General features: G+C 70.1%; 19 protein-coding genes. 8 read left to right on the top strand and 11 right to left on the bottom strand.

Annotation, left to right across the window (positions count from 1 at the left end; all coding sequences use genetic code 11):
• Positions 1-220: 220 nt before the first annotated feature.
• Complete coding sequence (locus tag D9V36_RS19450; protein WP_129294901.1) at positions 221-754, bottom strand: pyridoxamine 5'-phosphate oxidase family protein; 534 nt, start codon at positions 752-754, stop codon at positions 221-223.
• 201 nt (positions 755-955) lie between these two features.
• Between D9V36_RS19450 and D9V36_RS19455 the strand changes: the two genes are divergently transcribed.
• The 5 genes from D9V36_RS19455 to cseC all read left to right on the top strand — a co-directional run bounded on the left by D9V36_RS19455 (position 956) and on the right by cseC (position 5,797).
• The gene (locus D9V36_RS19455; protein ID WP_088799217.1) at positions 956-1,915 is read left to right on the top strand and encodes an A/G-specific adenine glycosylase; all 960 of its coding nucleotides are present in this window, start codon (positions 956-958) and stop codon (positions 1,913-1,915) included.
• A 373-nt stretch (positions 1,916-2,288) separates the two neighbouring features.
• A complete protein-coding gene (locus tag D9V36_RS19460; RefSeq protein WP_371127190.1) occupies positions 2,289-2,894 on the top strand; it encodes a SigE family RNA polymerase sigma factor in 606 nt (201 codons plus the stop codon).
• Positions 2,895-3,251: 357 nt separating this feature from the next.
• Positions 3,252-3,764 carry a hypothetical protein gene (locus D9V36_RS19465; protein WP_347239721.1) on the top strand — a complete coding sequence of 171 codons (513 nt, stop codon included), beginning with the start codon at positions 3,252-3,254 and terminating at the stop codon, positions 3,762-3,764.
• 9 nt (positions 3,765-3,773) lie between these two features.
• On the top strand, positions 3,774-4,484 hold the full coding sequence (cseB, locus tag D9V36_RS19470; RefSeq protein WP_129294903.1) for a two-component system response regulator CseB: 711 nt from the start codon (positions 3,774-3,776) through the stop codon (positions 4,482-4,484).
• Between the two features lie 8 nt (positions 4,485-4,492).
• A complete protein-coding gene (cseC, locus tag D9V36_RS19475; RefSeq protein WP_129294904.1) occupies positions 4,493-5,797 on the top strand; it encodes a two-component system sensor histidine kinase CseC in 1,305 nt (434 codons plus the stop codon).
• Positions 5,798-6,430: 633 nt separating this feature from the next.
• Here the strand turns inward: cseC and D9V36_RS19480 are convergent.
• Positions 6,431-8,065 carry an MDR family MFS transporter gene (locus D9V36_RS19480; protein ID WP_431357685.1) on the bottom strand — a complete coding sequence of 545 codons (1,635 nt, stop codon included), beginning with the start codon at positions 8,063-8,065 and terminating at the stop codon, positions 6,431-6,433.
• 141 nt (positions 8,066-8,206) lie between these two features.
• Between D9V36_RS19480 and D9V36_RS19485 the strand changes: the two genes are divergently transcribed.
• Positions 8,207-8,818, top strand: a complete 612-nt coding sequence (locus D9V36_RS19485) for a TetR/AcrR family transcriptional regulator (protein WP_129294905.1) — start codon at positions 8,207-8,209, stop codon at positions 8,816-8,818.
• On the opposite strand, the gene D9V36_RS19490 is transcribed toward D9V36_RS19485, so the two are convergent.
• The gene (locus tag D9V36_RS19490; protein WP_129294906.1) at positions 8,800-9,471 is read right to left on the bottom strand and encodes a M23 family metallopeptidase; all 672 of its coding nucleotides are present in this window, start codon (positions 9,469-9,471) and stop codon (positions 8,800-8,802) included. The two genes, D9V36_RS19485 and D9V36_RS19490, sit on opposite strands and share 19 nt — an antisense overlap.
• 742 nt (positions 9,472-10,213) lie before the next feature.
• On the opposite strand from D9V36_RS19490, the gene D9V36_RS19495 reads away from it, so the two are divergent.
• On the top strand, positions 10,214-13,456 hold the full coding sequence (locus tag D9V36_RS19495; RefSeq protein WP_129294907.1) for an NACHT domain-containing protein: 3,243 nt from the start codon (positions 10,214-10,216) through the stop codon (positions 13,454-13,456).
• A gap of 305 nt (positions 13,457-13,761) precedes the next feature.
• Here the strand turns inward: D9V36_RS19495 and D9V36_RS19500 are convergent, their stop codons facing one another.
• A complete protein-coding gene (locus D9V36_RS19500) occupies positions 13,762-16,287 on the bottom strand; it encodes an ATP-dependent Clp protease ATP-binding subunit (RefSeq protein WP_129294908.1) in 2,526 nt (841 codons plus the stop codon).
• Positions 16,288-16,786: 499 nt separating this feature from the next.
• Here D9V36_RS19500 and D9V36_RS42080 point away from each other — a divergent pair, with 499 nt between their 5' ends.
• Positions 16,787-17,476, top strand: coding sequence for an SCO3374 family protein (locus D9V36_RS42080; RefSeq protein WP_129294909.1), 690 nt, complete (start codon positions 16,787-16,789; stop codon positions 17,474-17,476).
• Here D9V36_RS42080 and D9V36_RS19515 read toward each other — a convergent pair.
• From D9V36_RS19515 to nadC, 7 genes are all read right to left on the bottom strand, one after another.
• A complete protein-coding gene (locus tag D9V36_RS19515) occupies positions 17,407-17,745 on the bottom strand; it encodes a histone-like nucleoid-structuring protein Lsr2 (protein ID WP_129298539.1) in 339 nt (112 codons plus the stop codon). The genes D9V36_RS42080 and D9V36_RS19515 overlap by 70 nt on opposite strands.
• A gap of 156 nt (positions 17,746-17,901) precedes the next feature.
• Entirely contained in the window at positions 17,902-18,420 is a 519-nt protein-coding gene (locus D9V36_RS19520; RefSeq protein WP_129294910.1) for an amino-acid N-acetyltransferase, read from the bottom strand.
• A gap of 9 nt (positions 18,421-18,429) precedes the next feature.
• Complete coding sequence (locus D9V36_RS19525; protein ID WP_241721329.1) at positions 18,430-18,948, bottom strand: BlaI/MecI/CopY family transcriptional regulator; 519 nt, start codon at positions 18,946-18,948, stop codon at positions 18,430-18,432.
• A gap of 171 nt (positions 18,949-19,119) precedes the next feature.
• A complete protein-coding gene (locus tag D9V36_RS19530) occupies positions 19,120-19,299 on the bottom strand; it encodes a hypothetical protein (protein WP_129294912.1) in 180 nt (59 codons plus the stop codon).
• Positions 19,300-19,344: 45 nt separating this feature from the next.
• Positions 19,345-19,962: a hypothetical protein gene (locus D9V36_RS19535; RefSeq protein WP_129298540.1), complete on the bottom strand. Its 618-nt coding sequence runs from the start codon at positions 19,960-19,962 to the stop codon at positions 19,345-19,347.
• A gap of 234 nt (positions 19,963-20,196) precedes the next feature.
• On the bottom strand, positions 20,197-20,994 hold the full coding sequence (locus tag D9V36_RS19540) for a type III pantothenate kinase (RefSeq protein WP_129294913.1): 798 nt from the start codon (positions 20,992-20,994) through the stop codon (positions 20,197-20,199).
• Between the two features lie 109 nt (positions 20,995-21,103).
• Positions 21,104-22,210 carry a carboxylating nicotinate-nucleotide diphosphorylase gene (gene nadC / locus D9V36_RS19545; RefSeq protein WP_129294914.1) on the bottom strand — a complete coding sequence of 369 codons (1,107 nt, stop codon included), beginning with the start codon at positions 22,208-22,210 and terminating at the stop codon, positions 21,104-21,106.
• Positions 22,211-22,277: the final 67 nt, after the last annotated feature.

Consider the following 22,277-nt stretch of genomic DNA (forward strand, 5'->3'; position numbering starts at 1 on the left):
GCCGCCGCACAGGCCAGTACCCGCCGCTTCCCACTGCAACTTTTCGCATGATCGGCCCGGAAGGGGCTCGGATCAGCCCGGAGAGGGCTCGATCCGGCGCGATCGGCCCGGATCAGGCCGGAAACGCCTCCGGGGCGGCGGAGTGGAGGCAGCGCGGAACGACGGGAACGGAGGACGGGAACGGAGGCGGCACAGGAAGGGCCGGCACCGCACCCCGGCCTCAGAAGTCCGGCCGCCACTCCTCCTTGTGCCCGAAGCCCTGCCCGTTGTCGATCAGCCGCAGCCAGTCGGGACGCAGCTCCCACAGGGTGGTCCGCTCAAGGGCGTCGCGCAGCCGCTCGCTCTCGGCGACGAAGGGGAAGCGGGCCAGGTAGGCCCGCCAGCCCGCGGCCCGCTCGGCGCCGGCCAGAGGGCGGCAGTCGCCCCGGCCCTGAAGCCCCGTCAGTCCGCTCCACTCCTGGCCGTCCCGCTGCGCCGTGAAAGCGGCACGGGCGCCGGGCGCCGCCAGCGCCCGGCCGTGCCGCGTCGTGGTCGCGGTGACGAAATACAGCGCGGGCCCGGCGCCGCCCGCCCCGCCCGTCTCCCCGCCGCGCTCCGGGTCCGTCGCGTAGAGCACCGCGCAGGCGCCCGGCCCGTCCTCGTCCGCGTACGCCAGCGTCATCGTGGTGTGCGCGGCGAGCGCCCGCCGGATCGTCTCCGGGCAGGGCGACCCGCCCGTACCGCCGCTGTCCTGTGCACCGCTCGTCTCCGCCATGCCCGCATCCTCGCCCGCACCGGCCGTCCGGCGCGCGCCGGGCCCCGCTCCGGGCCCGCTCCGGTCGCCGCCGGGCCGTCTCATACCGTCGGTAACCGCCACCTGTGCGCCCCCGGCCGTCCTGCGTGCGGGTGGGCGCGCGGCGGGGCGGGCCCGGTGCGTTTCCCGGGCGACGCCGGACGTGCCAGGATCGGCAGTGCCATGACTTCGACGCCTGTCACCACCACTGCCACGACCGCCGCCACCGAGAACGCTTCCGCCGCCGACGCGGCCGCGGGAGCCGCCGACGGGACCGCGCTGCACGGCCCGGTCACCGACTGGTTCGACGAGCACGCCCGCGATCTGCCCTGGCGCCGCCCCGAGGCGGGCGCCTGGGGTGTGATGGTGAGCGAGTTCATGCTGCAGCAGACCCCGGTCAGCAGAGTGCTGCCGGTCTACGAGCAGTGGCTGGCCCGCTGGCCGCGCCCCGCCGACCTGGCCGCCGAGGCGCCGGGCGAGGCGGTCCGGGCCTGGGGCCGGCTCGGTTATCCGCGCCGCGCCCTGCGGCTGCACGCCGCCGCCTCCGCCATACAGGAGCGGCACGGCGGCGACGTACCGCGCGAGCACAGCCAGTTGCTCGCGTTGCCCGGCGTCGGCGAGTACACCGCCGCCGCGGTCGCCTCGTTCGCGTACGGGCAGCGGCACGCCGTACTGGACACCAATGTGCGCCGGGTGTTCGCCCGCGCGGTGGCCGGCCGCCAGTTCCCGCCGAACGCCACCACCGCGGCGGAGCGCAAACTCGCCCGCCAGCTGCTGCCCGAGGACGAGAACCTGGCGGCACGCTGGGCGGCGGCCACGATGGAGCTGGGGGCGCTGCTGTGCACGGCGCGCGCTCCGGAGTGCGGGCGCTGCCCGATCGCCGCGCAGTGCACCTGGCGCCTGGCCGGCTCCCCGGCGCACGACGGCCCGGCCCGTCGCACCCAGACGTACGCCGGTACCGACCGCCAGGTGCGCGGCAAGCTGCTCGCCGTCCTGCGCGAGGCGGTCACGCCGGTGCCGCAGCAGGCGCTGGACGCGGTGTGGGACGAGCCGGTGCAGCGGGCCAGGGCACTGGACGGCCTGGTCTCGGACGGTCTGGTGGAGCCGCTGGGCGGTGGCCGCTATCGGTTGCCGCTCACGTAGCGCTGCCGTCATCCGTACGGGAGAACCTGTAAGAGAGAGGAAGGGCGCGGTCACTTCGGCGGCCGCGCCCTTCCGCGTCCCCGGTGGTGCCGCCTGACCCCGTGTCACCTTTCGGGCCGGATGACCGGAAAGTGCCCCGGATACGGCCGGAAGGAGACCCGCGGCCTTCTCGATTGCCACCGTGTTACGGCCGGTAGGCCTTCCGGCGGGGGTGCCTCTCCCTCCGGAGTATGACGTGCGGCGGGCCGCCGTCCGTCCGAGGTATGACCCCTGGCGGGCTGTTACACAACCGAGGGTTTTCCGTGCATTCCTTGTGGGGCCCACGCACATTACGCCGCAACACCCCCTCCGTAGCGTCTTCCTCGTGCTGGAGATGACCGCCAGCACGGTCAACGTGGGGAAACGCAAGCGGATCGGAGGCGTCGGAATGGCGACCAGCGGCGGCAAGGTACTGGACTTCGAAGAGTACGTTCGTACGCGGCAGGAGGCCCTGCTGCGGAGCGCCCGGCGCCTGGTGCCCGACCCGGTCGACGCACAGGACCTGCTGCAGACCGCGCTGGTGCGCACCTACGGCCGCTGGGACGGTATCGCGGACAAGTCGCTGGCCGACGCCTACCTCCGCCGCGTCATGATCAACACGCGGACCGAGTGGTGGCGGGCCCGCAAGCTCGAAGAGGTGCCCACCGAGCAGCTGCCGGACGCGAGCGTGGACGACGGCACCGAGCAGCGCGCCGACCGTGCCCTGCTGATGGACATCCTCGGGGTGCTGGCCCCCAAGCAGCGCAGCGTCGTCGTGCTGCGGCACTGGGAGCAGATGAGCACGGAGGAGACCGCGGCGGCGCTCGGCATGTCCACGGGAACGGTCAAGAGCACGCTGCACCGCGCGCTGGCCCGGCTGCGTCAGGAGCTGCAGATGCGTGACATCGACGCGCGGATGCTGGAGCGTGGCGAGCGGGGGCGGGAGCGGTGCGCGGCCTGAACGGCGGCACACGGCACTCCACGGAACCCCGAGCAGGGGGCCCGATGTCACTCCGCACACAAGACAAAGCATGGCTTTACCGATGAATACGGACACAGTGCCGGCCGCCTTACGGCTCGCCGCCCGACGCGCGACAATCACCCCAGGAACAGCAGCGGCATCGGCAGCTGTGCGAGCAGCACGGTGAGCGGGAGCGGATTGACCAGGAACAGGTTGACCAGGGTCGGGTTGACCAAAGGCGGCGCGGCCACGGCGGGAGTGGCCGCCGTCGGCCTTTTGCTGGCCGGATGCAATCCGGGGGGCGAAGGCGTACGCAGCGAGGGATCGGCCGGCACCACCCCCGCGCCCAAGGGCGCCGTGCACCTCACACCCAGCCCGTCCCCGACCGCCCGCTACAAGAAGGTCGACGCGGTCAAGCTGCTCAAGGACGCCCCGAAGGTCGGCTCGGACGTGAAGAAGTCGCTGGCCAAGCCGTGCGCCGGGGACGAGTACCCGGTCGAGGTGACCTATGCGACGCTCACCGGCGGCACCTCCCCCGATGTCATCGTCAATGTCATGACCTGCGCGGACTCCGTCGGCATGGGCGCGTATGTTTTCCACAAGCGCGACGGCGCGCCGGACGGGTATGACACCGTGTACACCAACGAACAGCCGTCGGTCTACGCCGGGGTGAACAAGGGCGATCTGGAAATCTCCAAGCAGACCTACGCCGCGGGTGACAAGGTGTGCTGCCCCTCCGGTGAGGATGTGATGACCTACCACTGGAGGAACGGGCGCTTCAGTGAGCGCGGCCGTCCGTATCACACCGACTACAGCAAGACCACCGCCGACGGCGCCACGCCGGACGACGGCACGGGAACGGAGGGTTGAGACAACCGCATGGCCGAGACCCATGTGCTCTTCGTCGAGGACGACGACGTGATCCGCGAGGCCACCCAGCTCGCCCTGGAACGGGACGGATTCGTGGTCACCGCGATGCCCGACGGGCTGGCGGGCCTGGAGGCGTTCCGCGCCGACCGCCCCGATATCGCCCTGCTCGACGTGATGGTGCCGGGCCTCGACGGCGTCAGCCTGTGCCGGCGGATCCGCGATGAGTCGACGGTCCCCGTGATCATGCTGTCGGCTCGTGCCGACTCGATCGATGTGGTGCTCGGCCTGGAGGCCGGTGCGGACGACTACGTCACCAAGCCGTTCGACGGTGCGGTGCTGGTCGCCCGGATCCGCGCCGTACTGCGCCGCTTCGGCCACGCCAGCGGCCCGGACCGGGCCGGCGGCTCGTCGGCGGACCAGGCCGACATCGCCGAGCCGGTGCTGCGCTTCGGCGACCTGGAGGTCGACACCGAGGGCATGGAGGTCCGCAAGGGCGGCGAGAACGTCGCTCTGACGCCGACCGAGATGCGGCTGCTGCTGGAGTTCTCCAACGCACCCGGCACGGTCCTCTCCCGCGACCGGCTGCTGGAGCGGGTCTGGGACTACGGCTGGGGTGGTGACACCCGGGTCGTGGACGTCCATGTCCAGCGGTTGCGCGGCAAGATCGGTCAGGACCGGATCGAGACGGTCCGCGGCTTCGGATACAAGCTGAGAGGCTGACACCGCCGGTGGTCAGACTGGCCCTGCGGACGGGGCTGAGATGGAAGCTCAGCGCCGCGATCGCGCTCGTCGGAGCACTGGTCGCGGTCGCGCTCAGCCTTGTCGTGCACAACGCCGCCCGCCACTCCATGCTCGACAACAGCCGGGATGTGCAGATCGAGCGGCTCAACTTCACGCAGAAGATCTTCCTCTCCACCAACCGGCTGCAGTTCGGCGCGAAGATCGACGACCCGGAGCTGCCGGAGGCGCTGCGCGACGAGGTCGCCAAGAACAAGCGCGCCACCTACCTCCAGGACACCGGGCAGACCGCCCCCGATGTGTGGGCGGCCTCACCGCTCAGCAACAACCGGGTGCTGTCCATGCACGACCGTTTCCCCGACCGCTTCGCCGTCCTCGACGACCTCGACAAGGCCCTGGTCGTCGGGTCGACCGCGGTGGTGGTCGGCGGCTGTGCGCTGGGGGTGCTGGTCGGCGGGCGGCTCTCCAGGCGGCTGCGCAAGGCCGCCGCGGCAGCCGGCAAACTCGCCGACGGCGACACCGCGGTCCGGATCCGCGACGAGGTCGGCAGCGGACGGGTCCGCGACGAGACCGACGATCTGGCCTTCGCCGTGGACGCCATGTCCGACGCCCTCCAGGAGCGCATCGAGGCCGAGCGACGGGTCACCGCCGATATCGCCCACGAGCTGCGCACCCCGGTCACCGGCCTGCTGACCGCCGCCGAACTGCTGCCGCCCGGCCGCCCCTCGGAACTCGTCCGCGACCGGGCGCAGGCGCTGCGCACCCTCGTCGAGGACGTCCTGGAAGTGGCCCGGCTCGACGGCCATGCGGAGCGCGCCGAGCTGCAGGACGTCGTGCTCGGCGAGTTCGTCTCCCGGCGGGTGCGGGCGCTCGACCCGGGGATCACCGTCGAGGTCGTACGGGACTCCGAGGTCACCACCGACCCGCGCCGGCTGGAGCGGATCCTCGGCAATCTGATCGCCAACGCCGCCCGCCACGGCAAGCCGCCGATCGAGGTCACCGTCGAGGGCCGGGTCCTGCGGGTCCGCGACCACGGCACGGGCTTCCCCGAGGCCCTGCTGCGCGAGGGCCCCAGCCGCTTCCGCACCGGCAGCAGCGACCGGGCCGGCCGCGGCCACGGCCTGGGCCTGACCATCGCGGCCGGCCAGGCCCGCGTCCTGGGCGCCCGCCTCACGTTCCGCAACGCGGATGAACTCACCGACGGCTCGACGGGCGCCGTCGCCGTGCTGTGGCTGCCGGAGAACGCGCCTACTAATACGGGGAGCTTTCCGGTTTTGCATCTGCCGGAGCGGTAACCCCCACGTTTTCGGCTTTCCCGCCGTGGGGGTTGCTCGTCGTGTTTCGCCCCGCTGCGCGGTGCGCCCGGCGTTGCGCCTGCGCCTGCGCCTGGCGGCGGGCGGTGCCGCTGCGCGGGGCGGGGTCCGCTGCGCGGGGCGGGGTCCGCTGCGCGGGGCTGTCGGGGTGCGGTGACGGACCTCCGCGGGTGGGGTGCCGGACTGCTTCGCTTTACGTCCGGCACCCCACCCGCTCCGGCCCGTCCCCTCCCGTTGGGGGATGGGAAAAAGGCCAGTGGGGGTCGATGTAACCGGTGCGGTGCGCCTGGTGATCACACGAAAAGGGCCCCTCCCGGAACTTTCCGGGAAGGGCCCTCACGGCCATGACAATGGCCAGCCCCCACCGACCTTCACTTACTCCCCCACGGGAGGGGACGGGCCGGAGGGGCCGGTGTGTGGGGCTTTGCTTCCGAAGGCTCCGAAAAAGAGCAAAGGCGGAGCGTAAAGCGAAGCAGTACACACCAGGCCCCGGAGGCCCGTCACCGCACCCACAGCCCCGCGCAGCGGACCCCGCCCGCCGCCAGGCGCAACGGCGAGAAACCCCCACGGCGGGACAGCCGAAAACGTGGGAAGCAAGCCCAGCGCAGCGGAAAGTCAGACGGGCTCGACGACCGGCACCCGGTCCACCGACACCGCCGTGGACTCGGCCGGCTTGGTCGGCCCGCCCCGCAGGGGAACCTCCTTGAGGAACCATGCCGCCGCGAAGCCGACGACGCTGATCGCCGCGCCCCACAGGAAGACGTGGTGCGTGCCGGAGGCCACCGCGTGGGCGTAGGCGTCCTTGATCGCCGGGGGGAGCTTGGCCAGCCCCTTCGGGTCCATCTGGGCGCCGCCGCTGGTCATCTTCTCGGCGGCCTTGCCGATCCGTTCGACCATCGTCGTCTGCACCTGGTGGGTGAAGATCGCACCGAAGATCGCGACGCCGAAGGAACCGCCGATCGTGCGGAAGAGAGTGGCCGAGGACGAGCCGACGCCCATGTCCTTCATCTCGACGCTGTTCTGCGCGATCAGCATCGTGGTCTGCATCAGGAAGCCCATACCGGCGCCGAGCACGACCATGTAGAGGCTGGAGGTGAAACGGGTGGTTCCGACGCCCATCAAGGACAGCAGGACCAGGCCCACGATGAGCAGTCCGCTGCCGCCGACCACGAAGATCTTGTACTTACCGGTCTGGGTGGTGACCCGGCCCGCGATCAGCGAGACGACCAGCAGCCCGCCCATCAGCGGCAGCAGCAGAAGACCGGAGTTGGTGGCCGAGGCGCCCTGCACGGTCTGCTGGAACAGCGGCAGGAAGGTCATCGACCCGAACATCACAAAGCCGACCAGGAAGCCGATGAGCGTGATCAGCGAGAAGTTGCCGTTACGGAAGATGTGCAGCGGCAGCACCGGCTCGTTGACCCTGCGCTCCACCACCAGGAAGAGGGCGAGCGCGACCACACCGAGGATGCCGAGGCCGATGATCTGGCCGGACAGCCAGTCGTACTCGGTGCCGCCCCAGGTGGTGATCAGCACCAGCGAGGTGATGCCGAGGGTGAGCAGCGCGGCGCCGACGTAGTCGATCCGGGTCTGTGACCGCTTCTTCGGCAGATGCAGCACCGCGGTCACCATGACCAGCGCGATCGCACCGAGCGGCAGGTTGATGTAGAAGCTCCAGCGCCAGCCGAGGTGGTCGGTGATGCTGCCGCCGACCAGCGGGCCGCCGACCATGGCGACGGCCATGACACCGGCCATCATGCCCTGGTACTTGCCGCGCTCCCGCGGCGGAATCAGATCGCCGATGATCGCCATGACGCCGACCATCAGACCGCCCGCGCCCAGGCCCTGCACGGCGCGGAAGCCGATCAGCTGCCCCATGTCCTGCGCCATGCCGGACAGCGCGGAGCCGATCAGGAAGAGCACGATGGACGACAGGAAGACGCCCTTGCGTCCGTACATGTCGCCGAGCTTGCCCCAGATCGGCGTCGAGGCCGCGGTGGCGAGGGTGTAGGCGGTGACGACCCAGGACAGGTGGTCCATCCCGCCCAGTTCACCGACGATGGTCGGCATCGCCGTGCCGACGATCATGTTGTCCAGCATCGCGAGCAGCATCGCGATCATCAGTGCGAAGAGCACCATCCGTACGCCGGCGGGCTTCTTGCCCGAGCCGGTCTCCGGCACCGCGTCCGGTCTCCCCGACCGGTCCGCGATCCGTCCGTCCCCCGTCGGGGTCGCATGTTGCGACTTCCCCATCACTCACTCCTACTTACTTGCCGCCCGGCTAGTTCAGTACAGTGAGGAAGGTAGGCGGCTAACTAGCCGGGCGTCAAGTAAGTTTCTCTGGCGCCCCAGGGGGCAGCCCTCTGACCAGTACCGACGACGCAGGAGAGCACCATGAGCACACAGGCGCGCAGGGGAAACACCCGCCAGCGCATCCAGAACGTCGCTCTGGAGCTGTTCTCCGAACAGGGCTACGAGAAGACCTCACTGCGCGAGATCGCCGAAAAGCTGGAGGTCACGAAGGCGGCGCTGTACTACCACTTCAGGACCAAGGAAGACATCGTCATCAGCCTGTTCCAGGACCTGGGCAGGCCCATCGACGAGCTGATCGCCTGGGCCGAGGAGCAGCCGCGCACCCTGGAGGCCAAGCAGGAGCTGATCCGCCGCTACAGCGAGTCGCTGCGCTCGGGCGAGCCCCTTTTCCGGTTCCTGCAGGAGAACCAGGCGGCGGTGCGCGATCTGAGCATCGGCGAGACGTTCAAATCGCGCATGCTGACCCTCTTCGACCTCCTCAAGGAGCCCGAAGCGGAGCTGACGGATCAGGTGCGCTGCATCACGGCGCTGTTCTCGATGCATGCGGGCATGTTCGCGATGCAGCACGTGGAGGGCGACCCCGAGGAGAAGCGCAAGGCCATCCTCGAGGTCGCCACAGAACTGGTCACGGCGGCAAACCCGCCGAACCGCCGGCCAGCCCGGCCGGACTCAGCTCAGACGGCGTCGCCGTGAGCCCGCAGGAATCCGGTCGGCTCGATGCCCGTCCCGTAGTTGGGGCCGGTGCGGACCTCGAAGTGCAGGTGGGGGCCGGTGGAGTTACCCGTGCTGCCGGACAGGCCGATCTGCTGGCCGGCGCCGACCTGCTGGCCGACCTGGACCTGTATCTGTGACAGGTGCGCGTACTGGGTGTACGTGCCGTTGTCGTGCTGGATCACGATGGCGTTGCCGTAGGCCGGGCCGTCGCCGCCGCCCCAGGGGCCGGCCTTGACGACGGTGCCCTTGTGGACGGCCTTGACCGCGGTACCGGTCGGCACGACGAAGTCCTGACCGCTGTGCTTGTGCGACCAGTGGCTGCCGGCGATGCCGAAGGGCTCGCCCAGCGTGTACTTGTCGACCGGCTTGACCCAGGCGTCGACCGCCTTGGCCGCGTCCTGCTTGGCCTTGACGGCGGCGGCCTTCGCGGCGGCCGCGGACTTCGCCTGCGCATCGGCCTGCGCGGTCACGGTCGAACCGACGCCCGAGGTGAGGTTCTGCAGACTCGCGTCGGCGGCGGTCGCAATACCGGCACCCAGGGCGGCGGTAACACCGACACCGGCCGCGACAACGGCGACGCGATTGCGCACGGCGAACTTCTTCGAATTGCGGAGAGCAGCAAACTTGGACATGCGGGTTTTCCTCCAGTGAATTGATTGGTTACCCGGCTGCGGACCGGGATCGCCATTCCTTGGTAACCCGCCTTCGCCGCCCCGCCAAGGGGTCTTTCTACTAACCCGGCCCGTACCAGGGGCCGAGTGAACAAGGCCCTTGCGCACCCTCCCGAGTTCTGCACGAAAACCCCAAATTCGGACATACTGCAGCTCCCGATGGGTTCACTACCCACCCCTTGAACAGGCATTTTCGCCATATGTCGCACGGGCGACGTACACCCCGCCTCACCCGACCCTCGCGCCCCGCACCTCTCGGACTCTCCACCCCCACACCCCCGCCGCGCACTTCCCCTAATTCTTTTAGTAGGCCCGAAAACGGCTGTGCGCCATGTCACCGATAACCAAGATCCAATCCCTTTTCACACCCTCTTCCGAGCCCCCGATTCGCCCTGCAATCCTTTGCGGACCGCACCCCTGGCCCTTTGTGACGCCGGTTACCCGGAATGTGTGACCCGGATTACCCGGCCTTTGCGGCCTGAGTTACCCGGCCTTTGTGACCCGAGTTACGCGGCATGGGTGACCCGGGTTACCCACACCCGTCAAATGTCCGAATTGGAGGGAAATGAAGCGTCGATTTCCGTGACCGCCGCCACACCGCTCGCCCCTTCGTGCGAACCTGGCCGATCCGCGCCCGCCGTCCCTCCGGCCGCTCTACCCTGACCCGACGGCAGCACCGGCCACGGGGGAGGACGGACCCGCGATGGACCCGTCAGCAGTGGGCATCCGACTCGCCTCCGGCGTGGTCGCCCCGCTCGTCAAGAAGCTCTTCGTCAAGGAGGGGCCCGGCGCCGGCCTGGTGGACCGGCCGGTACGGATATCCCGGCTGGTCACCTTCACCGGCGAGAAGCGCGCCCTCACCGACAAGGACCTGCGCACACTCGCGAGCGAACTGGTGGACCGGGCCGTACGGGCCGCCGGCCCCGGCGAGCGCCCGCTGCCGGCGGACGAGGAGCCGGCCGTGGCCGACGCCCTGGCCGCCACCCTGCGCGGCCTCGGCGCTCTCGACATGGACGACGTACAGGCCGTCCGCCTGGGAGCCGACGGGCTCGCCGGACGCCTGAAGGCGGTCCGCCCCGGTGCCGTCCGCGGCCTGTCCCGGGACGCCGAGCTGCTGCACGACACCCTGCTCGGCATCGCCTGCCTGCACATCGTGCACTTCTTCACCCAGCGGTCCGCCTTCGTGGCCCGCACCCTCGTCCAGCAGAGCCGGAACCTGGACAGCCTGATCACCGCCATGGACACCGTCCTCGCGCGCCACCCCTCCCCGCAGGCCGCCGACACCGCCTTCGAGCGCGGCTACCTCGCCTATCTGGCCCGCAAGCACGGCCGGCTGACCATCTACGGCATCGACCTCTCCCACTCCCCGGACCGCTGGCCCCTGGACGCGGCGTATCTGAGCCTGGCGGCGACCGCCCCGGCCGCCCCCGGCCCGGCCGCCGCCGGTCCCTTCGGCGACGAGGCCGGCCCGCAGTCCGGGCCACCCGCCTCCGTTCCCGTCCCCGCCGACCAGACCCTGGCCGGGCGTGACCGGGTGCTGCTGCGCGGCGTGGCCGGCTCCGGCAAGAGCACCCTGGTCCAGTGGCTCGCCGTCTCCTGCACCAAGCCCCCCGGCGAGACGGCCCTCCCCCACCTCTACGGCCGGATTCCCTTCGTCCTCCCGCTGCGCACCCTCACCCGCGACGGGGCGCCCCTGCCCACCCCCGACCGCTTCCTCGCCGCCGTCGGCTGCCCCGTGTCCGGCTCGCAGCCCGACGGCTGGGCCGACCGCGTACTGGCCGGCGGGCGGGCGCTCCTCCTGGTCGACGGCCTGGACGAGATCCCCGAGCGGGAACGCGAGCTGACCCGCCGCTGGCTGCGCGATCTGTCCGACGCCTTCCCCGACAACCTGTGGCTGGTCACCTCCCGCCCCTCCGCCGTACGCGACGACTGGCTCGCCGCCGACGGCTTCGGCGAGCTCACGCTCTCCGCCATGAGCCGCACCGAGGTCGCCGCCTTCATCGGCCGCTGGCACGCCGCGGCCCGCTGTGACGCCGAGGACCCCGAACGCCTCGACGCCTACGAGCAGTCCCTCCTCGCCGCCGTCCACACCAAACAGGACCTCGCCCGGCTCGCCACCAACCCCCTCATGTGCGGCCTGATCTGCGCCCTGCACCGGGACCGCCGCGGCTATCTGCCCACCGGCCGCAAGGAGCTCTACGACGCCGCCCTGGGCATGCTGCTCAGCCGTCGCGACCGGGAGCGCGACATGGCAGCCCCCACGGGCATCGAGCTGAGTGACGAGCCGCAGATCCAGCTCCTCCAGCGGCTCGCCTACTGGCTCATCCGCAACGGCCGCAACGAACTCGACCGCGAACGGGCCGGGCGCATCGTCGGCGAGGCCCTGCCCGCCGTGCCCGCCGCCGCGGAGCAGGGCGGCGCGACGGCCATTTTCCGCCATCTCCTGCTGCGCAGCGGCGTACTCCGCGAACCGGCCCCCGGCTCGGTCGACTTCGTCCACCGGACCTTCCAGGACTACCTCGGCGCCAAGGCCGCCGTGGAGGACGGCGATTTCGGGCTGCTGGTGGCGCAGGCGGAGGACTCCCAGTGGGAGGACGTGATCCGGATGGCGGTGGCCCATGCGCGACCGCGCGAACGGGCCGAGATCCTGCGGGGGTTGCTCGCCCGCGGGGACTGCATCGGGGACGACGCCGCCCGCCTGCGCGTCCATCTCCTCGCCATGGCGTGCCTGGAACACGCCACGGAGCTCGATCCCCGGGTGCGGGCCGAGGTGCACAACCGGGCCGAGGCAATCCTGCCGCCCCGCAATCGCGAGGAGGCCAATCTGCTCGCCCAGGTGGGGCCGCTCGTCCTGGAGCTGCTGCCCGGTCCGGATGACGGCCTGGAGACCGATGAAGCCGCGGAGGTAGTGGCCACCGCCACGCTGCTCGCCTCGGACGCCGGACTGGAGGTCCTTAAACGCTTCCGGCATAGCCCATCACACGAGAACCTACTGGCCATGGCCTGGCCCCTGTTCGACACCGAACGGTACGCGCAGGACGTGATCCGGCACCTCTCGGACGAGGCAATGTTCCCCGTGGGCAGCCCCGAGGACATGCGCACGCTGCGGCGAACCGGCGAGCGGCCCCAGATCAGCGCGACCGGCCGACTCACCGCCGAGGAGTTGCTTGCCGGTCTGGCCATCGAGCGGATCACTCACCTGACACTGACCGACAACGACGAGATCGACAGCCTGGACTTCCTCAGGGAGTTCCCCGCTCTGCGCTCCCTGATGCTGGTGGACTGCCCAGGGGTCGGCAGCCTCGCCCCACTCGCCGGAATGCGGTTGACCGCGCTGTCGGTCACGAAGCGGGACCGCGTCGGGATGCACTGTCCGGACGGACTGCACCTCCTGAAGCACCTACGCCACCTGAGCCTCTTCGTCCCCCTCCCGCCGTCGGGGCTGCGGGCGCTGCCGGCGGATGCCCCGCTGACCTCGCTGATGCTCGGCCACCCGGTCGAGACCGGGTTCTCCGCGCTGCGCCACTGGCAGCAGCTCAGCTCCCTGCAGCTGCGGAGCCTCACCGGAGCCTTCACCGACGACGCCTGGGACACACTGGCGCACCTGCCCGGCCTGGAGGAGTTCTCATTCGGCCTGGCGGCCGGGGAGACCGCCCTGCGGATCCCGGCGGGCCTCCGGCTGCCGCAGGTGACGAAGCTGAGCGTCATCAACGCCGCGCACGGCCCGCTCGCCGACCTGAGCCGTTCCGTACGTGCCGCACTCCCGGCATTCCCCGCCCTCCGCACACTCCAGCTCTACGGCCTCACCGGCGGCACCGTCGCACTGCCGCCGCTGACCGGCCTGCCCGAGCTGCGCGAGGTCTTCCTCTCCTACCTGCGCCCCGAGCCCGCCCCCGAACTCCCGCCGCACATCGAACTCACCCACTTCCCCCGCCCCCGCACATAGACGAGCTCTCCGCCTTTCCGGAACTGGACGCACTGCGCCTCGGCCGTCGTATTCCACCGGTGCGGGGTGTTCCCGCGGGAATACGCATCGTGCAGAGGTGCAGAGGTAAGACGCAGGCACCGGTGACGTTGTCCAGAAACGGCTGAAAATGACCTAGCAATTACGGAGCTGAATTTCTCCGCCACATACGGTGTCGCAAACGGCGCGGCATACCGCACTGCATACGGCGTCACATACGGCACTGCCCCGGAACCGTAAGAAACGATTCCGGGGCAGTGCCGTATGCGGGATATCCGCGGTGCCGGTCAGGCGTCCTTGCTCAGGTTCGGACCCGAACCGCCGGTCGCGGACTCGATCGGCGGGGCGTCGGGCAGGGCCGACTTCTCCTCGCCGCGGAAGGTGAACTTGGCAGCTTCACCCTCGCCCTCGACGTCGACGACCACGATGTGGCCCGGACGCAGCTCGCTGAAGAGGATCTTCTCCGAGAGGGCGTCCTCGATCTCGCGCTGGATCGTGCGGCGCAGCGGACGGGCGCCGAGCACCGGGTCGTACCCGCGCTTGGCCAGCAGCGACTTGGCCTCGCCGCTGAGCTCGATGCCCATGTCGCGGTCCTTGAGCCGCTCGTCCACCTTGGCGATCATGAGGTCGACGATCTGGATGATGTCTTCCTCGGTCAGCTGGTGGAAGACGACCGTGTCGTCCACACGGTTGAGGAACTCGGGGCGGAAGTGCTGCTTGAGCTCTTCGTTGACCTTGTTCTTCATCCGCTCGTAGCTGGACTTGGTGTCGCCCTGGGCCGCGAAGCCGAGGTTGAAGCCCTTGGAGATGTCCCGGGTGCCGAGGTTGGTCGTCATGATGATGACCGTGTTCTTGAAGTCCACGACCCGGCCCTGGGAGTCGGTCAGGCGACCGTCCTCCAGGATCTGCAGCAGCGAGTTGAAGATGTCCGGGTGGGCCTTCTCGACCTCGTCGAAGAGCACCACGGAGAACGGCTTGCGGCGCACCTTCTCGGTGAGCTGACCGCCCTCTTCGTAGCCGACGTAGCCGGGAGGCGAACCGAACAGCCGCGAGACCGTGTGCTTCTCGCTGAACTCCGACATGTCGAGGGAGATCAGCGCGTCCTCGTCGCCGAACAGGAACTCCGCCAGCGTCTTGGACAGCTCCGTCTTACCGACACCGGACGGGCCGGCGAAGATGAACGAGCCACCGGGACGCTTGGGGTCCTTCAGGCCGGCACGGGTACGGCGGATGGCCTGGGAGAGCGCCTTGATGGCGTCCTTCTGGCCGATGACGCGCTTGTGCAGCTCGTCTTCCATCCGCAGCAGCCGGGAGGACTCCTCCTCGGTGAGCTTGAAGACCGGGATGCCGGTGGCCGTCGCCAGGACCTCGGCGATCAGCTCCTCGTCCACCTCGGCGACGACGTCCATGTCGCCGGCCTTCCACTCCTTCTCCCGCTTCGCCTTCGCGGCCAGGAGCTGCTTCTCCTTGTCGCGCAGGCCCGCGGCCATCTCGAAGTCCTGCGAGTCGATCGCGGACTCCTTCTCCCGGCGCACATCGGCGATCTTCTCGTCGAATTCGCGCAGGTCCGGCGGCGCGGTCATCCGGCGGATCCGCATCCGGGAGCCGGCCTCGTCGATCAGGTCGATCGCCTTGTCCGGCAGGAAGCGGTCGGAGATGTAGCGGTCGGCCAGGGTGGCCGCGGCGACCAGCGCGGAGTCCGTGATGGACACGCGGTGGTGCGCTTCGTAGCGGTCCCGCAGACCCTTGAGGATCTCGATGGTGTGCGGCAGCGACGGCTCCGCGACCTGGATCGGCTGGAAGCGGCGCTCCAGGGCCGCGTCCTTCTCCAGGTGCTTGCGGTACTCGTCGAGCGTCGTGGCACCGATGGTCTGCAGCTCGCCTCGCGCCAGCATGGGCTTGAGGATGCTGGCGGCGTCGATCGCGCCCTCGGCGGCGCCCGCACCCACGAGGGTGTGGAGCTCGTCGATGAACAGGATGATGTCGCCGCGGGTGCGGATCTCCTTGAGCACCTTCTTGAGGCGCTCCTCGAAGTCACCGCGGTAGCGGGAGCCGGCGACCAGGGCACCGAGGTCGAGGGTGTAGAGGTGCTTGTCCTTGAGGGTCTCGGGCACCTCGCCCTTGACGATGGCCTGCGCCAGGCCCTCGACGACCGCCGTCTTGCCGACGCCGGGCTCGCCGATGAGGACCGGGTTGTTCTTGGTACGGCGGGACAGGACCTGCATGACCCGCTCGATTTCCTTCTCGCGCCCGATGACCGGGTCGAGCTTGGTCTCGCGAGCGGCCTGCGTCAGGTTGCGGCCGAACTGGTCCAGGACGAGGGAGGTCGAGGGAGTGCCCTCGGCGGGGCCGCCGGCGGTGGCGGCCTCCTTGCCCTGGTAGCCGGACAGCAGCTGGATGACCTGCTGCCGCACGCGGTTGAGATCGGCGCCCAGCTTCACCAGGACCTGGGCGGCGACGCCCTCGCCCTCGCGGATCAGGCCGAGCAGGATGTGCTCCGTACCGATGTAGTTGTGGCCGAGCTGGAGGGCCTCGCGGAGCGAGAGCTCCAGGACCTTCTTGGCACGGGGGGTGAAGGGGATGTGCCCGGACGGGGCCTGCTGGCCCTGCCCGATGATCTCCTCCACCTGCTGGCGGACCGCCTCGAGCGAAATCCCGAGGCTCTCCAGGGCCTTAGCGGCGACACCCTCACCCTCATGGATCAGGCCCAGGAGGATGTGCTCGGTGCCGATGTAGTTGTGGTTGAGCATCCGGGCTTCTTCCTGAGCCAGGACGACAACCCGCCGCGCACGGTCGGTGAACCTCTCGAACATCGTTAATCGCTCCTCAGAGCGGTCAGGCAGTTAGGGGTCGGTCCCCTCCCTGTCCTTCCGCATGCTAGTCCCGCGGGGCGGGACAGCTCATTCCAACTGCCGACACCCGTCCGGATCACCCCCGCTCCGGCGGGGAAATTTACTGCCGAACAGCTGACATCTGCTCCAACTCGATGGTGCGAGACGATGTTCCCGCAGGCCAGGCATATACGCCCTCTGCCACTACGCCCGTGGCGAACGCGCCCTGTACCGACACGCCGTCCGCCGCCGGCCGTCAGCCGGGGAGAAGCGCCTCGGGCGCCGGTCACACCGTCTCTTCCCACTGAGACTGTCTTACCCGCAGGCACGGACACTCCATGCGGCGCGGGGCCCTTCCATCCGCTACGGGCGAACATCCGCACGCCACCGGATACCCCCTCACGCCCCCTCGCCCGGGCACGGTGCGTATCCACATCTCCACCCAGCGTAACTTCCGGGGTCTCCGGGAGTTGCACCGGGCATGGCTCGCGTGCTTCCGCGCCCCCGCACTCCCCTCGCCCCCCGCGCCTCGGTGCGCCGCCGGTACGAGGAGGAGCTGGGCTGGCCGACCACCGGCACGGAGCCGGTGGAGCTGCTGACGGGGCTGCGCTTCGATGTCCTGGAGATGCCGGCCGATGCGGGAGGTGCCGTATTGCAGCGACTACCACGCACCGGCCCGGTGGCGCTCCTCCGAGCCCGATGCGGCGGGAATCAACCGGGTGATCGGCCGAAATTGCTCATGCTCATCGAGGCCGGCGGTGCGGAAGAACTTCCGGGAATCCTGGAATGGCTGGAGTGGGGCACACTCGCAGCGGATCTCACGACCCGGGGCACCGGCGACCGGATGCCCGCACCGGCGTTCTGGGGCGGCACGGCACCGTCATACGGATTTGGCTCTCGGGAGGCCGCGACGTGGGTGCGGCCTCCCCGGCCCGGGTACGAGGCGGAGAATTCCCTGCCCACCACGGGGTCGGGAGCAGGAATCGGGGACGTTGGGGGCGCCCCCGACCTCGTACGGCTCGTGAGCGCGGCAGCGACCGAGTGCCACCGTGCCCGGTTGTGGCGTGCTCGTAATGCCCAATCGGACCGCGAGTACGGCGATCAGCCGTTGGCCTTCTCGAATGCCTCACGAATGTCGGCGGGGACGCGGCCACGGTCATTGACGTTGTAGCCGTTCTCCTTGGCCCAGGCGCGGATCTTCGCGGTGTCCTGGCTGCCACCGGAAGCCGCCGCACGCGACTTGCCACGGCCCGAAGAAGCGCGGCCACCGGTACGGCGACCCGCCTTCACGAAGTCGGCAAGCGAGTCGCGCAGCTTCTGCGCGTTGCCGTCGGAGAGGTCGATCTCGTAGGACTTGCCGTCGAGAGCGAACGTCACCGTCTCGTCCGCCTCGCCACCGTTGAGGTCATCGACAAGAAGAACCTGAACCTTCTGTGCCACCGGTTTCCCTTTCATCGAATGCGGATTACGACGGAAAGCAAACCGCTTTTCCGGGAAAAACACAAACCCTTGGGTACGGTTCACTTGCCCGCAGACCGGGGAACGCATGCTTCCGTAGCCATGAGATAGGGGAGCGATTCGGACATAGAACACCCATCACAGGTGCAGAAGCATCCGACTGTTACCCAGGGTGTTGGGCTTCACTCGTTCGAGACCCAGGAACTCCGCAACGCCCTCGTCATAGGAACGCAGCAGCTCGCTGTAGACATCACCGTCTACCGGAGCTTCGCCGATCTCCACGAAGCCGTGCTTGGTGAAGAAGTCGACTTCGAAGGTGAGACAGAAAATGCGCCGTACTCCGAGCCAGCTCGCAGTGCGCAGCAGCTTGTCGAGCACTTGGTGGCCGACGCCCGATCCCTTCATCCGCGGATCCACCGCCAGGGTGCGGACCTCCGCGAGGTCTTCCCACATGACGTGGAGCGCTCCGCAGCCGACCACCTCGGCGTCTTCGTCGCGCTCCGCCACCCAGAACTCCTGGATGTCCTCGTAAAGCGTGACGGTGGCTTTGTCGAGCAGGATCCCGTCACGTGAGTAGGAGTCGATGAGGCGGCGTACGGCCGGTACATCGGCGGTCCTGGCACGGCGGACGGTGAGCCCTTTTGAATGCGGAGGCATGCCGGGACGCTATCGCCCGTTGCCGGTGGCACTCGCCCCGGGTTCATCCCCTTCGGCCGGTCCGGCTTCACCGGCGCCTTCCGGTGCCGCTTGGGCTCCTTGCGCTCCGGCTTCTTGCGCTCCGGCTTCTTGTGCTCCGGCTTCTCCCGCGGGCGCGGTCTCTTCCGGCTGTGGTGCCTGTTGTTCCGCGTCTTCCGCCGGTGCGTCGACTTGCACCATCCGTACGGCATCCCGCAGGGCATGCCGCTGTTCCGGGGACATCATGCCGAAGAAGGCCACAAGAGCGGCCGCGGGGTTGTCGCTGGCGGACCACGCTTCGTTCATCAGTGCGGCCGCGTAGGCGGCACGAGTGGAGACCGCCTCATATCGATAGGCGCGGCCTTCGGCTTCGCGGCGCACCCAGCCCTTCTGGTGGAGGTTGTCCAATACGGTCATGACCGTGGTGTAGGCGATCGACCGTTCCTTCTGCAGATCTTCCAGGACTTCTCGAACGGTGACCGGGCGGTTCCACTCCCAGACCCGCGTCATGACCGCGTCTTCCAGATCACCCAAGCGTCTCGGCACACAAGAACAATAGTGGGAGATGTCGCGAATGCCCGTTGATCTTGTGGCGTTTGGACCGGAAAAGGGGGCACGGCCCGGGAGAAACCCTCCCGGGCCGTGCGGTGTGTGCGAGCCGCCGAACGGGCGGCGGGCGGCTCAGGCGCCGTGCGCCGTGGGCTCCTGGCCGGCGGACTCGGCGCGGGCCAGCACGGCGTCCGCGGCGGCGTCCTCCTTGGCCTTGTTCGCCCCGCCCTGGCTCTTGACGATCGTCACGATCAGGGCGGTGAAGGCCACGGCCATCACTACGGGCGGGAGCAGCGCTGCGACGTAATCCATGGCGTTCGGCCTCCTTTGGGGCGGGGAGTCCAGAGTACGCAGCCCTCAGGCGGTGCGGCTCTCGGGGGGCCGGGCGGGCCTGCGGCGGGGCGGGAACACCTCGCCCGGTGTGGGGATCGGCCGGTCCCGCCGCGGAGTCTTCGGCCGCGGCGACGGCGCGGGCTCCGGTTTGCGCTCCGGCTCGGGCTCCCGCTCGGGCTCCGGCTCCCGCCCGCCGCGCACTGCCGACCGGCCGCCCGGCAGTGCGCGGAGCCGGGTGCGCACGGACTGTTCGGCCAGCCGCTCGCAGTGCCGCAGGAGGGCGCCGCGGCGTTTGCGCTCGGCCGGGCCGGCGGGCCCTGCCCGCAGCGAGCGCAGGGCGACGAGGTCGTCGGGACCGGGAACATGGCCGGCCGCCAGCGCCTCGGTCAGCTGCGCGAGGTACCCGGCGGCCGAGCCGGGCAGGGCTTCGCGATACCGGGCGAGGTCGGCGAGCAGGAAGGCACGCAGCCGGCCGCCTTCGCGGACCGCCTCGTCGACCGCCTCCGCCAGCCGGAGATATTCCTGGATGTCCTGTGACCACTCGGTGCCGGGGGCGCCGAGCGGAGCGGGGTGGGACGTCGTCTGCAGGGCATGGGCGAGGGCGCGACGGAGCACACGCAACTCATCGGCGCTGAACGCCATGCCGCCGCGGGTTCCGTTTGGCATTGGCATGTGGCGACTTTACGACCGATTTCGACAAAAGCCGCTTAATTCGTGAACGGTGGCGCGGCAGCGAGCCGCACCACCGCGCACCCGGCGCCGGAAAGGCTTCCGCGGGCCGGGCGAGGCGCGTCCACGACCGGGCCGGGCGGGTCCACATCCGGGCCGGGCGCGTTCACTTTCGCGCCCGGTGCGTCCCCGTCCGGGCCGGGCGCGCTACGACCGGGCGATGTTCCGCTCGTAGACCAGCCGCAGGCCGATGAGGGTGAGCCAGGGCTCGTGCGCGTCGATCACCGATGACTCGCCGAGCACCATCGGCGCCAGCCCGCCGGTGGCGATCACGGTCACCTCGTCCGGGTCCTCGGCCAGCTCGCGCGCCATCCGCTGCACCACGCCGTCGACCTGGCCCGTGAAGCCGTAGAGGATGCCGGACTGCATGGCCTCCACGGTGTTCTTGCCGATGACGCTGCGCGGCCGGGCGAGTTCGATCTTGCGGAGCTGGGCGCCCTTGACGCCCAGCGCGTCCACCGAGATCTCGATGCCCGGAGCGATCACGCCGCCGACGTACTCGCCGCGCGCGCTGACCGCGTCGAAGGTGGTGGCCGTGCCGAAGTCGACGACCACCGCCGGGCCGCCGTAGAGCTCGACGGCCGCCAGGGCGTTGATGATCCGGTCGGCGCCGACCTCCTTGGGGTTGTCCATCAGGATCGGTACGCCCGTTTTGACGCCCGGCTCCACCAGGACGGCGGGGACGTCGCCGTAGTAGCGGCGGGTCACCTCGCGCAGCTCGTGCAGCACGGAGGGGACCGTGGAGCAGATGGAGATGCCCTCGATGCCGTCGCCCAGGTCGTCGCCGAGCAGCGGGTGCATGCCCATCAGGCCCTGGAGGAGGACGGCGAGCTCGTCGGCGGTGCGCCGGGCGTCGGTGGAGATCCGCCAGTGCTCGATGATCTCCTCACCGTCGAAGAGGCCGAGCACGGTGTGGGTGTTGCCCACGTCGATGGTCAGGAGCATGCTCCGCACCTCCTCCGGTTCACGTCATGCACGAAGGGCTCGCCCGGGGTGGCGGGTGGGGCGACGGGTGGGCGGGTGTTGCCCACGTCGATGGTCAGGAGCATGGCCGTCAGCTGCCCTCACGCGCGTCGTCGTCCGCGTCGTCGTCCGCGTCCTTCGCGCCCTGCCCGTCGTCCTCGCGCAGGTCGAGGCCGATGTCGAGGATCGGGGAGGAGTGCGTGAGCGCACCCACCGCGAAGTAGTCGACGCCGGTCTCGGCGTAGGCGCGGGCGTTGTCCAGGGTCAGCCGGCCCGACGACTCCAGCATCGCGCGCCCGGCCACCAGCTCCACGGCCTCGCGGGTCTGCTCCGGGGTGAAGTTGTCCAGCAGGATCAGATCGGCGCCCTCGGCGAGGATCGGCGGGATCTGGTCGATCCGGTCGACCTCCACCTCGATCGGCACACCGGGGAACTCGGCCCGTACGGCCGTGAACGCCGCGGCGACGCCGCCCGCCGCGATCACGTGGTTGTCCTTGATCAGCGCCGCGTCCGACAGCGACATCCGGTGGTTGACACCGCCGCCGCAGCGCACCGCGAACTTCTCCAGGGCGCGCAGCCCCGGCGTCGTCTTACGGGTGTCGCGGACCTTGGTCTTCGTCCCGTCGAGCGCGTCGGCCCAGGCCCGGGTGGCGGTCGCGATGCCCGACAGGCGGCACAGGATGTTCAGCGCGCTGCGCTCGGCGGTGAGCAGGTCGCGGGTGCGGGTGGTGACGCTCAGCAGCGGGGTGCCGGCCGCGACCCGATCGCCGTCCTCGACGTGCCGCTCGACCGCGAACTCGTCGGTGCACACGATGGACAGCACCGCCTCGGCGATCCGCAGTCCGGCGACCGTACCGGCCTCACGGGCCGTGAAGTCGCCGGTGGCGACCGCGTCCTCGGGGACGGTGGCCACGGTCGTGACGTCCACGCCCTGGTCGAGGTCCTCCTCGACGGCGAGGTGCGCGATGTCCTCGACCTGTACGGGGTCGAGCCCGGCGGCCACCAGCAGTGCGGCCAGGTCGGGGTCGAGGCCGCAGGTCAGCGGGTCGAGCTCATACCCGCCCTCGTCGCCGCCGCAGCCGCAGGCGTCGCCGCAGCCGCCGGCCGAGGCGCCGCCGGTGGGGGCGCCGATCTGGAGGAGGGGGAGGTCGTCGCGGGTGCTGCTCACGGGCTGGGCTCCGTCTTCGTGGAAAGTCATCGGTGAGTCGGCGGGATCGGTGGATCGGCGGGATCGATGGTTCGGTGGATCGGTGGACCGGTGGACC

Source organism: Streptomyces lydicus, from assembly GCF_004125265.1.
GTDB classification, from domain to species: domain Bacteria; phylum Actinomycetota; class Actinomycetes; order Streptomycetales; family Streptomycetaceae; genus Streptomyces; species Streptomyces lydicus_C.